The following is a 14524-nucleotide window of genomic DNA, read 5'->3' as shown; positions in this document are numbered from 1 at the left end:
ATTTAAAAGGTATGCCATAGAACACATACCTTTTAAACTAGTAAATTAATTTCTTATATTTTAATTTTAAATCCTTATTTCTCATACCCATGGGGTTTCTTCTGGTGCCAATTCCAAGCATGTTCAATAATTGTTTTTACATTTACATACTTAGGGTCCCATCCTAACTTCTCTTTCGCTTTTTGAGAAGAAGCAACTAAACGCGCTGGGTCGCCTGCACGGCGAGGTGCTACTTCAGCTGGAACCTCATGATTTGTAACTTCACGAACTGCATCAACGATTTCTTTTACACTGAAACCATTACCATTTCCTAAGTTATAAAAATCGCTCTCTCCGCCACCTTGTAGATCTTTAAGCCCTAGGAAATGAGCCGCTACTAAATCTTCAACATGAATATAATCACGGATACAAGTACCGTCTGGTGTATTATAATCATCACCAAACATCATAATCTTCTCACGTTGGCCTAACGCCACTTGCAACACAAGAGGAATTAAATGCGTCTCTGGGCGATGATCTTCTCCAATAATACCACTTGGAGTTGCACCAGCCACATTAAAGTATCTAAAGATCTTATAACGTAAATTTGAAGCTTGGCTATACCAATGAAGCATCTTCTCGATTGCTAACTTCGTCTCTCCATACGTATTCGTTGGATTCGTCATCGTTTCTTCAGTAATAAGATCAACATCTACCTCACCATACGTTGCCGCAGTTGAAGAGAAAATAAACTTATCTACCTTAAACTCATCCATTACCTCTAATAAACAAAGTGCACCATACACATTATTATTATAATATTGAAGGGGCTGCTCCATACTAACTCCAACTAAAGAATCTGCTGCAAAGTGCATAACCGCCTCAATATTTTCTTGTTTAAAAACATCCCTTAAAAAGGATTTATCACGAAGGTCGCCATTATAAAACTTCGCGCCTTCCGTAATTGCATCTTCATGACCAGTTTGTAAGTTATCTACTACTACTACAGATAAGCCTTCGTCTACTAATTTTTTCACAGCGTGAGAACCGATGTAGCCAGCTCCGCCACAGATTAGGATTGAGTTCATTGTTTTCCTCCTACTATTTTCAAATCTCTTAATTATAAAAGGAAAAGGTATACGAGAACTCGTACACCTTTTATCTCTCCTTCATTACTTAGCTACAAAATAATCAGTTACATATTTCGCCCAAACTTCATGTCCTTTTGCACTTGGGAAACCAAACTCTTCTTGTAAATATGGTAAAATCGCCTTTGTAGATGCATCAGGCCACGCTTCCCAATGATTAACATATGTATAACCATTTTGCGTCGCGAATTGTTTTAATGCTTCAATCGCTTTTGGATAATTCTTCGCACCATACACTGGATTTGATGGTTGAATCATAATTGTAGCACCCTTTGCACTAGTAGAAAGTGCTTGAACGAACTTCTGTGTATTTGCTACAGAGTTTCCGTTACCACTTTTACCATTATCAGTAATAAATGGTGGTTCAAATAAAATCACATCTGGATTCTCTTTCGCAATCTCTTTATCACGTTTATTCGCAATTAATTCTTCTGTGCTTTCACCCTTATATTCCTTTACAGTCACATTCCATAAACCTTTACCGTAAGCAGTTTCTAAATTAGTTGTTAACTTAGCTGCCCAAGCACCTTTTTCGGATGAAGAAGCTTCATCACCAACAATAACAAGATTTACTGCCTTTTTATCCTCAGCAGCTTTCTTTAACTTCTCTTTCACTGCATCTGGCAAGTTCTTCGCGTATGCCTCATTAAAAGATGACTTCGCATCTTGTTTTTTCTCTTCCTTTTTCTCTTCCTTTTTCTCTTCTTTCTTGGCTCTGCTATCTTTCACTTCAGCCTTTGTTTTCGTTACTTCACTCGTTTGTCCTGTTGCATTCGCAATCTTCTTATTCCAGTACAATTTACCGCTCACAATCGAAGCTACAAACAATACAAAAATAACAAGGACAAGTACTGCTTTCTTATTCATCGATTCACCTCATCTATTAATCTCACAATATATAATACTAATATAAATCCATGCAAAAATAAACCCAACTCCTTCCAAAGGAGTTGGGTTATTACGTATTACTTAGTTAATTCAAGATGTGCTCGTAACTTATTTGTTATATCTTGTTTCGCTGCATCCGGAACATAGTAGTACCAAATACCATCAGCGGCTTTGTGACCGTCGCCTGGGATTTGAATTTCTTCACTGTTCTCCATACAATCTTTATAATTCTTTTGAATATCAAACATTTGATCCTGAGTTAAACTTGTTTTAACGTTCTTCTCAATTGCTTTTAATACATCACCGTAGCTTGCTAATGAAGAAACACTAGCACCCTTTTTAATTACTGCTTGGATTACTTGACGTTGGCGCATTTGACGGCCAAAGTCACCGCGCGGATCTTCATAACGCATACGAGTATACTTTAATGCTGTTTCACCATTTAAATGGATATTCCCTTTAGCAAAATGTTGCTCTCTTGACGTAAATTCCAAATCGTTATTTACATCAACACCACCAACAGCATCTACAATATCTCTAAATCCAGCCATATTTACTTCAATATAATGATCAACCGGTACATTTAGGAAATTCTCAACTGTTTTTACAGACATATCAATACCACCAAATGCATAGGCATGGTTGATTTTATCTTTTTTCCCTTTACCTACAATCTCCGTATAAGAGTCACGTGGAATACTCGTAATTTTCATAGATTTTGTTTTTGGATTTAAGGTAAATAACATAAGTGAGTCTGATCTACCTGTCCCATTATCTTCCTGATCTACACCCATCAGTAAAATAGAGATAGGTTTATTATCCGAAACGTCTACTTTCTTATCTCGTTTATCAGACTTATCGCGATCCAAAGGCTTATGCACCGTATTTAACGTATTAGATACATTAGAGTAAACAGTATATGCATATACACCACCAGCAATAACAAGAACACCAATGATACCTAGAATCCAAAATAGAATCTTTTTCTTCATCGTTTTTCCTTCTTTCGGTTAACAATTTTAATAATTCACATATGAACCTATAATACTATACTTCCATATATATGGCTTGTAAATCATTAAAGTATAATGAGTTATTGTACTACAAAGTAAATTTACATTCACTTCATAATTCAAATAATAAATATAGAGATAACACTAGTCAGGTGTTATCTCTATAAATTAATTACTTTATTACTTTTCCAATGATGAATATTGTTTTGTAAAGTAGTTTTGATACTCGCCCGTTACAATCGCTTTCCACCATTCTTCATTATCTAAATACCACTGAATCGTTTGAGCAATTCCTGTTTCAAATGTATAAGTTGGTTTCCAACCTAACTTTTCTAGCTTTGTTGGATCAATTGCGTAACGTTTATCATGACCTAAGCGATCTTGAACGAACTCGATTAAGTCTTCTGATTTACCAAGCGTACTAATAATTGTTTGAACTACTTCTAAATTTGTACGTTCATTATGCCCACCAACATTATACACTTCACCATTTATGCCTTCATGCATAACTAAATCAATTGCTGCACAATGATCAATAACGTGTAACCAGTCACGAATATTTTTACCATCTCCATATACAGGAACCTTTTCATCATTTAATACACGTGAAATTGTTAATGGAATTAATTTTTCTGGGAAATGGAATGGTCCATAATTGTTTGAGCAACGTGTAATATTAATTGGTAAACCAAATGTTTCATGATACGCTCGAACTAATAGGTCAGAAGAAGCTTTACTTGCGCTATATGGGCTATTTGGTTGTAGAGGCGTCTCTTCTGTAAAGAATGTAGTTGGATCAAAATCTAATTCACCGTATACTTCATCTGTCGATACATGAACAAATTTAGTAATACCAAACGCTTTTGCTGCATCTAATAATACTTGTGTCCCTAATACATTGGTACTAATAAATACTTCAGGTTCAGTAATAGAACGATCCACATGACTCTCTGCAGCAAAATGCACAACATAATCAAATTTTTCTTGTTCAAATAGTTGGTTTACCGCTTGACGGTCTACGATATCAACCTTAGCGAATGAATAGTTATCTTTTTTCTCAATATCTTTATGCTTTGTTAAATCTCCTGCATATGTCAATACATCTAAATTTACAATATGATAATCTGGATATTTATTTACCATATACTGTACAAAGTTTCCTCCAATAAAACCTGCGCCACCTGTTACTAATACTTTCTTTTTTTCCATCTTATTTCACCTCTTGTTGTAATTGTGTAATATAATGTTTTGTTGCTTTCTTCCAATCTTGTAATGGCTCAAATCCATTATCAATTAATTTCTGCTTAGACATACGTGAATTTTTAGGACGTACTGCACGAGTAGGATACTCTTCTGTTGTAATACTATTTACTTTCACATCTTGTCCTGCTATTTCAAAGATTTCTTGCGCAAATTCAGCCCAACTACAGAAACCTTCATTTGTAGCATGATATGTACCATATTTCTCTGTTACAACCATATCAACTAACAACCGAGCTAAATCATATGTGTAAGTTGGTGATCCTATTTGATCCCCAACAACGTTCAGTTCATTACGTGTCTCACCTAAACGAAGCATCGTTTTAATGAAGTTATTTCCATTAATACCGAATACCCATGAAATACGCACAATAAAGTTGTTATCTATTAAACTTCTAACTACTTTTTCCCCCTCATGCTTTGTTAAACCATAGTACCCAACCGGATTAGGCGCATCAGTTTCTACAAATGCATGAGTTCCTTCTCCATCAAATACATAATCTGTACTAATATAAACAAATTTAGCATTTAACTTTTTTGCTGCTGTAGCAAGGTATTTTGTACCTTCTACATTCACATTCCAACAAAGTTCTTTATCATCTTCAGATTTATCAACAGCCGTATATGCTGCACAATGAATAATTGCATCTGGTTTTACTTTATCTACAAATTCATAAACCGCTGCTTCGTTTGTAATATCTAAATCTTCTATTCCAATACCTTGCATTTCTAGCCCTTGCTTTTCTCCACGTTTTACTACGTCATATCCAAGCTGACCATTATAACCGGTTACTAAAATTTTCATTTTTTTACTCCCCGTATACAAAGTTTTTTTCTGCTTCTTTTAATGAAGGTGCTTTTTCGTCTTTTTCAGATAGCACCGGTTGAATTTCCATTGGCCATTCTATACCAACCTCAGCATCGTTCCAAATGATTCCTCGATCACATTCAGGTGCATACAATTCATCAACTTTATACTGCACCTCAACATCATCTGTTAATGTCATAAATCCATGTGCAAATCCTTTTGGAATTAATAACTGTTTTTTATTCTCAGCACTTAACTCAATACCGAACCATTGACCGTATGTAGGGCTTCCCTTACGAATATCTACTGCAACATCAAATATTGAACCACGTGTACAACGTACCAGCTTAGTTTGTGCTTTAGGATTTAATTGATAGTGTAAACCACGAAGTGTTCCTTTGGTTGCAGAAAATGATTGATTATCTTGTACAAATTGTAAATCAATACCTGCTTCTCTCATTGCCTGATCACTAAAAGTTTCCATGAACCAACCACGGTGATCCCCAAATACTTTTGGTTCAATTACCTTTACACCTAACAAATTTGTATCTACAATTTTCATTATGTTCACTCCAAATTAGTATTTAATACCACCGTTTGCTACTTTTAATAAATATTGACCATAGCCATTTTTAGAACATTGATCACCCGATTCAATTAGAGTTTCTTTATTAATCCAGCCATTAATAAAGCCAATCTCTTCAAGAGCAGCGATTTTAATTCCTTGATGGTCTTCAACTGTTTTCACAAAGTTTGTTGCATCTACAAGGCTTTGATGTGTACCTGTATCTAACCATGTATAGCCACGACCTAATAATTCAACTTCTAATTCACCATTCTCTAAATACGCTTCATTTATAGACGTAATTTCTAATTCACCACGTGCTGATGGTTTAACATTCTTAGCAATTTCAACTACACGATTATCATAGAAGTATAAACCAGTAATTGCATAATTTGATTTTGGTTCTTCTGGTTTTTCTTCTACGCTCAATACTTTTCCATTCTCATCAAATTCAACCACACCAAAACGCTCTGGATCATGTACATGATAGCCAAATACTGTCGCTCCGCTTTCTTTCTGGGCAGCTCGCTGTAACATTTTTCTCATTCCGCTACCATAATAAATGTTATCCCCTAATACCATAGCCACAGAATCATCACCAATAAATTCTTCACCCAGAATAAATGCCTGTGCTAATCCATCTGGACTTGGTTGAACTTTATATTGAAGGGAAATTCCAAATTGAGATCCATCCCCTAATAAAGCTTCGAAACGCGGTGTATCCTCAGGTGTTGAGATAATTAAAATTTCACGAATTCCCGCTAACATCAATGTAGATAATGGATAATAAATCATTGGTTTATCATATATCGGTAATAGTTGTTTACTTGTAACCATTGTTAATGGATATAATCTCGTTCCACTTCCACCTGCTAAAATAATACCTTTCATAATTCCGCTCCTCTACCTTCAACTTAATATTTATTCTTTTAAAATACTATATTTTAAAATTAACTTGATGCAACTTTATCAATTACTTCTTTAAGGCGAGAAACATGTACTTGTAAAGAATACTCAGCCTGAAGTTTTTCCTCAGCGAGCATTCCCATTTCTTCTAACATATTAGTCTCGTGTTCCTTAACTACTAGCTCAATATATTTTTCCCAATCATCTAGACTATGAGTTAAAAAGCCGTTCTTCCCATGATCAATTATGCTTGTATTAACACCCACTGCATCAGCAATAGTTGTTTTTCCAACACTCATATATTGTAATATCTTCAAACCACACTTTCCTTTGGACCAATCTGAATCCTCCAACGGCATGATTCCAACATCAATTTGGCTTAAATTCTTATATTCGGTTTCTTCGGACCAAGCTAACTCCTCTACAACAAAATATGGTGAGTTGGGTATATAATTCAAATTTCCACCTATACACCTAAATACAATCTGCTTCTTATATTTATCAGCCGTTTTGTCAAAAATAGGTAATATCTTTTTAAAGTATGATGAGTTTCCTGGATTTCCTATCCATCCAAAAACAATCTTATCTTTTAAACTTGAATCTCTATCTATATTTTTACACAGTTCAAATCAATAACAGTCGGTATAATAATTGTATTGGAGTTTATTTGTTTACAATAAGATTCCAAGAATTCATTTCCACAAATAATCATGTCTGAAATTTTAATTATCCTATCATAACGCTTTCCATATTTCAGATTATAAAGTAACTTATTTTTTTATTACTTATCTCTGAGGTGTCATCTAAGAAGATTGCATCATCTAAATCAAAGATAATTTTAGCTCCCTTTCGCTTTAATAACCGTTCTAACCAAAATAATCCAAAGGGATATATGTCCCTGTGAACCAAAAGAATGTCTCCCCTTTTTACCTTGAAAATTAAAGATAATGGCTTAAACAATAAAAATATTAAGCGATAAAAGACACTAAATAAGTTATTACTCTTAAATAAACTATATGTAGTATCATCTAAAAATTGAAAGGTTTCTTTTTCCAATTGAATATTTAGATATGGCAGAAATTGAAACACTCTATATCTAGAACTTGCACCTCTTCTACCAGTCGGTGTACAAAAATAGATTTTCACTTTTCAATTCTCCCTATCTGGATATTTCCTTGTTATTCAAACTTCCCATATTATTACGAAGTCCATCAATAAAGCCTTTACCCATCATTTTTATTTTTTAAACTTGTCTTCTTCAATGACAATAGTATCAAGCATAATTTTAAAAACACCTTTAGTAGATAAAAATACTCTAATTGGGTATTTAAAAGGTATTCTTTATATAACTGAACTGTATTACGATAAATATAATATTTTCTTATCTCATTATGATTAAGGGCTTTCCATTCTTTTTCCCGATTTTTAATATATGTTTCTCTCTTCCCAACCTATGACGCAAAATAGCATCCTCAACTTGATAAACTTTATATCCATTTTTTTTCAATCTAAAACAGTATTCAATATCAACCATATCGATAAAATATTCGTCCTTAAACCATCCAACAAGAGAAAATGATTTTGTATTAATAAGACTACCAGATGTTATAGCCGCATCTATATATCCACTACCACGATTTTTACCTTTTCCATTATAATCAGTGATAACTGGTGCTAAAATCATAATTTTTTCATCTTTTTTATCATTATATGCCTTTAAGAGATTCTCTATCATATTCTCAGGTACCGAACTATCATCATCTAATGTTAATGCCCACTGAAAACCATTTCTTTCAGCGTATTCACACCCTTGGTTTAAAGCTGTAGCTATACCTAAATTCTTTTCATTATAAATAATAGTACAGTTCTCTATATCTCTCTCAATTTTTTTCAACAGATGTTTACTCTGATCGGAAGAGCTTCCATTATCTACTATTACAACGAAATCAATTAAATTTTTTATTTTTTCACATTTTGATATATATTCTCTTCGGGATTATAAGAAACAATAACAGCACAAACTTCTTTTTCATTATTTTTACCTCATTTTAATTAGTTAGCTATATATTTTCTCTTTCAAATCTTTATGTAAATTCCGTTCCTTTTTATTCCATATATACATTAAAAATTTTGTCGGAATACTACATTTAATTAAACCTTTAATACAGGTACTGATATCAATTGTTTTACTTTTATATGCCTTATAATAAATCTTACTCGCTTCTTTTTTCTTCCATTAGCTAGCAAATGATATACTACAAACATCAATAAAAATGAGTGGTATGCCCTTATAGATAAGTCTTTTTACATTTTCTCCCCACTCAATAGATAGGTAGAACTTATTATTATTTCCTACCCTTCCTTCCTTTTCTCATGATGATAAATTGTCAAATGTTCCTTGAAATTTATAAATTTTGCTCCATTATTTCTTAAACGCAAACAAAAATCGATATCTTGATGCTTTCTTAATTCTGGGTTAAATAATGTTTTCTTGCCTAATTGACTAGAAAACATATAAGTACTTGCTTGAACCCAAGTACCATTATTATTAATGAACATATAGTCCATAATATCCTCATGCTCTTCTAAATCTCTATTAGTAGAAAGGGTTTCTTTTTCATCATCTTTTACTATTAAACCAGTGAAGCAAACTATATTATCTGTTTGTCCACTATGTTTAATAAAATCCATTTGCTTTTCTAACTTATTCGGTAACCATTCATCATCCGAATCTAATAAAGCAATATATTCACCTTGACTTTGCAGAATCCCAGTATTTCTTGGTCTAGTGCCATGAGTATTTTCTTCTAACTTTATATATTTAATTCTGCTATCTTTATAACTGTTAATAATTTCTTCTGTATTATCAGTTGAAGCATCATCCACAATTATTAATTCAAAATTAGAATATGTTTGAGATAATACACTATCAACTGTCCTTCTTATCAAGTCCCTCTATTATAAGTAGGTACAACCACACTTATTAATGTTTTTTCCATCTTAACCACCGTCTTTTCTGACTAAAAGTTATACATAACTTAACGCTTAACTAAAAAGTTTAAAATTTTAAATATCACTGCTCTAAAATATGAAATCGGCAACAAGCAAATAAACAATATAATCGTTATAGAAGAAAAAATCATAACTCCATTTATCAATAAAGTGCCTATGCCATTCACTTTAATAGTGAACCAACTCATTATATTTTCCACGACGATTATAGTTCCAAGAGAGATACTTGTTAATAAAGTAAAGTGCATAAAATAGGACTTAACACTGCATTTGAATCCTGCTTTAAATAATATATACGGCCTCCAAAATACAATTATAGGTAAACTACTCGCTAAAGTCCCCAAGTACACTCCTATAACACCATACATTTCACCAAGATAAATTGAAACAAATAAATTTATAATAACTTGGATCAATGGCGCATATACGTCCCAAAAAATCCCATAACCGTCTTTAAAATAATCTACCGTTCTTCTAGTAACTTGGATAAAGAAATTACACGCAATAACAAAAACTAATGCTTGAGTAAAAACATACTCTTTTCCAATCCATACCCCAATAAACTCGTTTGCTAGCTTATAAAACGTATATGAAGCACTTATACCAATAAAAAATTCTAAATAATATAACTGTAAAAATACTTTATAAGATTTTTATTATTTCCTTCAGATATTAAATTACCTATGCTAGCAGTAAACCCATTAAATATTTGCGAAATAATAGTTGTTAATCCATTTACTATTAGTAAATAATTAGAATATAATGCAATATCTCTTGTAGTTGAAACAATTGAAATTATTATACTATCAGTTTGTGTAGTAACTGTTCCCGAGATTTTGTGCACCATAATATTTTTTATATTAGTTAAAACACCTTTATTATCTCTCGCTAATTCCTTATATTTTTTAATGATGTAAGATTTAACCAAGAATATTTTCTATCAATCTCTCTATTAATTAAAATATAAGTAATTACATTTCCTAAACATTCTAAAATAACCCATGCCAAAAATTCTTAGTATATAGTATTACTGTAATTTGGATAACTGTTTTTACTATTCTTATTATCCCGTTGTTCTTGTAATAACATAAGCATTTTGATCTGAAATAGCTAATACATGCTTATATGTCATGAAGTATGAAAAGGCTGTAGTTATTAAAAATAATAAATACGTTACATAAACCTCTATACTACTAAGATTGGATTTAAAAATAATATCAAAAAAGGAATTACTAAAACTCCAACTCCTAATATTAAAAACCTATAATACTATAGGTTATTTTTATAAATTTCATTAACTCGTTTATCTTCTTAAAATTCTTATCTTGAAGGTGAGAATAAAGTGTGTATGCAATAGCAGCAGACACACCCAATTCCATTAAGCTTACTACGCCAATGATATTAGTTACGATAGTAATTAAGCCTAGATAATCAGTATTAAAAATCTGTAAGAATATGGCCCTAGAAAAGAAACCCAAAAACAAATTAATAAAATTAAATGACAAATTATAAATTATGTTTATAAAAGATTTTTTGTTCTCATCTTTAAAACCCTGCACTCTAAAAACTTCCTTAGCACTAAATATCGCCATTAGGTTTACTATTTTTTTCTATAGACCTTAATATTTTTCAATTTCAACTTAATTCCCATATACATAAGAACATACAGACACCAAACATTACTTACGGTCATAGGCCTAATAAAATAACTTTCATTAAATTCATGAATAAATAATAAAATCAAAAATACAATTGAAAAGTAATCCATTAGCTCCTTTTTATTTGCATTTATTCTCATATTATTTATTACATAACAAATAAAACTTAGTACCACTACTAATAATCCAATAATCCCCATATTAGCAACGATATCAATATAATTATTATGTGCATGTGGAACATCTGTGTACATATAAAAATCAACATAATTTTTGGTTGCACTATCTTTAATCCAAAAGCTATCAAATCCATATCCTAATATCCAATGATTATTCATCATTGTGAAAATAGCATTCCATATACTCGTTCTTCCAGTAAAAGTAAGATCTCTTCCTAATAACCCGAATATATTATTAATATTCATAGCTAAATAAATCCCAAAGGTAAAAACTGCTCCTAAAGTAAGCGAGGTAAACATCATTCTTAAATAATTATTTTTCACCTTTCGGTATAAGGCTAAAGTTATGGTTAAGCAAATACCTAGTAATAATATTACTAAGCTAGTTACAGAACCACTGTTAAAAAGAATTATTCCCTGGACAAGCATTATCAATAAATAAATTCCTTTTTTATACATTTTTTCAGAATCAAGAAAATAGAAAAATGTGAGAACAGCATATAAAAACATTGAAAAGCCTAATGGATTTTTATGTACAAACACACCAATCCACTCACCGTTGGATGCAATACCTTTATCTGGTTCTATTTGAATAGTGAATAGTGAAACAACAGTAATAAACAAGCCTACCACAAAAATAAGGCGCAATATCTCTTTAAACTTATATACGCTAATTAAAAAAAACATTATTAGCGTAGGCATGATCAAATAAAAAACTGCAGATTTAAAGCTTTCACTTGGATAATTTGACCACATAAAAGATACAAATGCATATATTAAAATACACACTATACTTTTAGAAAATAAATCTTTCCTTTTTCTAAAAAGATATATAAAATAATTCGAACACTATAGTATCCATAGATTAGTAAAATCATACTATCTTTTGGAAAAACCGTCCTAATAATCCCTATTGATGTCAAGTAGAAAAGCATCATGAATAATAGATAATCTATATACTTTACTAATCCTTTATAATTCATTAAAACCTTCCTTATATCTCCAATAATTACTTAACAAAAAATCATTGGAATTTATCTATTTATTTTATATTCACACCAAAATATCTCTGTCTATTCTGCTAATGTTTTTCCTACCTATTGAATAGTAGTTCACTTTATATTCTTCTATGTTTTCTAAATCAAAACAATTTCTACCATCATATATATTTGGTATTTTCATTTCTTCTACGAAGCTTTCTATACTTAAAGATTTAATCTCGTTCCATTCAGTTAAAATAAACACTGCGTCAGTATCTTTTATTGTTTCAATTGGGTCCTCAAAATATCTTACTTTTGGTGATAGTACTTTTTTTGCATTCTCAATAGCAACAGGATCATATGCTTTTACTTCTGCTCCCATTTCTATAAGTTCTGGTATAATTGCCAATGAAGCAGCCTCACGAATATCATCCGTATTTGGTTTAAATGCAAGACCTAATATTCCTATAGACTTCCCTTTTAAAGTTCCAAAATCTTCTATAGCTTGATTTAAAAGCCTTCTCTGCTGTTTATTATTAAACTCAATTACAGCACTTAATAAAGAAAAATCATAATCCACATTTTCTGCAATTTTTCTTAAGGCCTTTGTATCTTTTGGAAAACAAGATCCTCCATATCCGAGTCCAGCTTTTAAAAACTGATTCCCTACTCGGCTATCTAATCCCATTCCATATGCTACGCTCTCTACATCGGCCCCTACTTTTTCACAAACATTAGCAATCTCATTGATAAAACTAATCTTTGTAGCTAAAAATGCATTTGATGCGTATTTTATCATTTCTGCACTATTTATATTCGTCATATAGATAGGTGTATTAAAAGGTTTATTAATTTCTTCAATTATCTTTCCAGCCTCTTTATTATCTGCTCCAATTACAATACGATCTCCATTAAACACATCCTCAATGGCAGAACCTTCTCGTAAAAACTCTGGATTTGAAACAATCTGAACAACTAGTTCCTTATCGCTTAAATTCTCCTCGACATACGCTTTAATTTTATGGTTTGTACCAACTGGTACCGTACTTTTCACTACTATAACTACATTTTTTGTAATTGAATTCGCAATATCCTCACAAACTTTATAAATATATGATAAATTTGCTGAACCATCTTCTTTTTCTGGCGTACCAACCGCAATATAAATCACATCAGCATCTCTATAGCTATTATTATTCGCTACTTCAAAAGACAGTGTGCCTTTATCTAGATTATCTTTAATTAATTTTTCAATCCCTGGTTCATAAATTGGTGAAATACCCTCTCGCAATTTATGAACTTTCATTTCATCAATATCTAAACATGTAACATTATGACCAATTTCAGCCAAAGAAACTCCTGAAACTAAACCAACATATCCTGTACCAACTACTAATATTTTCATTTTCCAATCTCCTTACACTAAATAATTAGTATGCACCCTTACTTAATAAAACATTTTTTACTGTTAATAGTAAAATTTTAATATCAAACCAAACAGATGCATTATAAACATAGTATAATTCTAAATCTACACGCTCAGGGTAACCTACATCACTTCTACCACTTACCTGCCAATAACCCGTTACCCCTGGTTTTACAGATAAAAATTCATGTACTTTCTCCTGGTACTCCTCTAACTCCTCTACAACTACTGGGCGTGGGCCAACTAGACTCATTTCCCCCTTTAATACATTAAGAAATTGTGGGATTTCGTCTAAGCTAGTTTTTCTTAAAAATCGGCCTAACCCAGTAATTCTTGGGTCTTCATGTTGTTCTAATTTGTAATTATTCTCTAAATATTTCCTGTATAATTCCTTATTTTTCTTTAATTTTTCTTCTGCGTTTACAATCATAGTACGAAACTTATATATTCGGAACTCTTTACCTTTTTCGCCTATCCTTACCTGCTTAAAGAAAACAGGCCCCTTATTTTCTCCTAGTAAAAACAAAAATGGAATTACTAGAAAAAATGGAGAGAAGATAACTAACCCAATAATAGCTCCTATAATATCTAAAGCTCTCTTAATAAAAACATAGGATGTACTTTTCTTTTTTATATGTACTTCCTCATTTTCTAAAATTTCAACTTTAGCCAATGAAGTTTTACTCAATTGACACTCCCCCA

14 protein-coding genes are annotated in these 14524 nt (G+C 31.7%); all 14 read right to left on the bottom strand.

The features are described 5' to 3' along the window. Nucleotides 1–74: 74 nt before the first annotated feature. Nucleotides 75–1067, bottom strand: coding sequence for a UDP-glucose 4-epimerase GalE (galE, locus tag IQ781_RS16775; RefSeq protein ID WP_050292812.1), 993 nt, complete (start codon nt 1065–1067; stop codon nt 75–77). 84 nt (nt 1068–1151) lie between these two features. Continuing rightward, the gene (locus tag IQ781_RS16770) at nt 1152–1994 is read right to left on the bottom strand and encodes an SGNH/GDSL hydrolase family protein (RefSeq protein WP_057619679.1); all 843 of its coding nucleotides are present in this window, start codon (nt 1992–1994) and stop codon (nt 1152–1154) included. Nucleotides 1995–2092: 98 nt separating this feature from the next. Further along, a complete protein-coding gene (gene tagU / locus IQ781_RS16765; RefSeq protein WP_050292989.1) occupies nt 2093–3007 on the bottom strand; it encodes a polyisoprenyl-teichoic acid--peptidoglycan teichoic acid transferase TagU in 915 nt (304 codons plus the stop codon). 201 nt (nt 3008–3208) lie between these two features. After that, nucleotides 3209–4237: a dTDP-glucose 4,6-dehydratase gene (gene rfbB, locus IQ781_RS16760; protein WP_139847025.1), complete on the bottom strand. Its 1029-nt coding sequence runs from the start codon at nt 4235–4237 to the stop codon at nt 3209–3211. A 1-nt stretch (nt 4238) separates the two neighbouring features. Next, nucleotides 4239–5093 carry a dTDP-4-dehydrorhamnose reductase gene (gene rfbD / locus IQ781_RS16755; RefSeq protein ID WP_048568638.1) on the bottom strand — a complete coding sequence of 285 codons (855 nt, stop codon included), beginning with the start codon at nt 5091–5093 and terminating at the stop codon, nt 4239–4241. 4 nt (nt 5094–5097) lie between these two features. Beyond that, the gene (gene rfbC / locus IQ781_RS16750; RefSeq protein WP_000706172.1) at nt 5098–5658 is read right to left on the bottom strand and encodes a dTDP-4-dehydrorhamnose 3,5-epimerase; all 561 of its coding nucleotides are present in this window, start codon (nt 5656–5658) and stop codon (nt 5098–5100) included. Between the two features lie 15 nt (nt 5659–5673). Beyond that, nucleotides 5674–6552, bottom strand: a complete 879-nt coding sequence (gene rfbA / locus IQ781_RS16745) for a glucose-1-phosphate thymidylyltransferase RfbA (RefSeq protein ID WP_075676656.1) — start codon at nt 6550–6552, stop codon at nt 5674–5676. A gap of 59 nt (nt 6553–6611) precedes the next feature. After that, nucleotides 6612–7025 (bottom strand): glycosyltransferase, encoded by a 414-nt coding sequence (locus tag IQ781_RS16740; protein ID WP_242808139.1) that lies wholly within the window; start codon nt 7023–7025, stop codon nt 6612–6614. A gap of 295 nt (nt 7026–7320) precedes the next feature. Continuing rightward, complete coding sequence (locus tag IQ781_RS16735; protein ID WP_242808138.1) at nt 7321–7713, bottom strand: hypothetical protein; 393 nt, start codon at nt 7711–7713, stop codon at nt 7321–7323. Between the two features lie 235 nt (nt 7714–7948). Further along, nucleotides 7949–8461: a glycosyltransferase gene (locus IQ781_RS16730; RefSeq protein ID WP_242808137.1), complete on the bottom strand. Its 513-nt coding sequence runs from the start codon at nt 8459–8461 to the stop codon at nt 7949–7951. Between the two features lie 458 nt (nt 8462–8919). After that, complete coding sequence (locus IQ781_RS16725; protein ID WP_242808136.1) at nt 8920–9516, bottom strand: glycosyltransferase family 2 protein; 597 nt, start codon at nt 9514–9516, stop codon at nt 8920–8922. Between the two features lie 1663 nt (nt 9517–11179). Continuing rightward, nucleotides 11180–12172, bottom strand: coding sequence for an O-antigen ligase family protein (locus IQ781_RS16720; protein WP_236784248.1), 993 nt, complete (start codon nt 12170–12172; stop codon nt 11180–11182). Nucleotides 12173–12469: 297 nt separating this feature from the next. Continuing rightward, entirely contained in the window at nt 12470–13801 is a 1332-nt protein-coding gene (locus IQ781_RS16715) for a UDP-glucose dehydrogenase family protein (RefSeq protein ID WP_139847022.1), read from the bottom strand. Nucleotides 13802–13826: 25 nt separating this feature from the next. Next, nucleotides 13827–14480 (bottom strand): sugar transferase, encoded by a 654-nt coding sequence (locus IQ781_RS16710; RefSeq protein WP_371862108.1) that lies wholly within the window; start codon nt 14478–14480, stop codon nt 13827–13829. Nucleotides 14481–14524: the final 44 nt, after the last annotated feature.

It is taken from the genome of Bacillus sp. N447-1 (assembly GCF_022701035.1).
GTDB lineage: Bacteria > Bacillota > Bacilli > Bacillales > Bacillaceae_G > Bacillus_A > Bacillus_A cereus.
Note: the sequence above shows the minus strand (reverse complement) of the source record. Positions and strands in the feature narration are given on the sequence as shown.

Bases quoted from the DNA above. Each gene is read 5' to 3' on its own strand.
- galE (WP_050292812.1), bottom strand. From the start codon at position 1,067: ATGAACTCAATCCTAATCTGTGGCGGAGCTGGCTACATCGGTTCTCAC.
- IQ781_RS16770 (WP_057619679.1), bottom strand. From the start codon at position 1,994: ATGAATAAGAAAGCAGTACTTGTCCTTGTTATTTTTGTATTGTTTGTA.
- tagU (WP_050292989.1), bottom strand. From the start codon at position 3,007: ATGAAGAAAAAGATTCTATTTTGGATTCTAGGTATCATTGGTGTTCTT.
- rfbB (WP_139847025.1), bottom strand. From the start codon at position 4,237: ATGGAAAAAAAGAAAGTATTAGTAACAGGTGGCGCAGGTTTTATTGGA.
- rfbD (WP_048568638.1), bottom strand. From the start codon at position 5,093: ATGAAAATTTTAGTAACCGGTTATAATGGTCAGCTTGGATATGACGTA.
- rfbC (WP_000706172.1), bottom strand. From the start codon at position 5,658: ATGAAAATTGTAGATACAAATTTGTTAGGTGTAAAGGTAATTGAACCA.
- rfbA (WP_075676656.1), bottom strand. From the start codon at position 6,552: ATGAAAGGTATTATTTTAGCAGGTGGAAGTGGAACGAGATTATATCCA.
- IQ781_RS16720 (WP_236784248.1), bottom strand. From the start codon at position 12,172: ATGTGGTCAAATTATCCAAGTGAAAGCTTTAAATCTGCAGTTTTTTAT.
- IQ781_RS16715 (WP_139847022.1), bottom strand. From the start codon at position 13,801: ATGAAAATATTAGTAGTTGGTACAGGATATGTTGGTTTAGTTTCAGGA.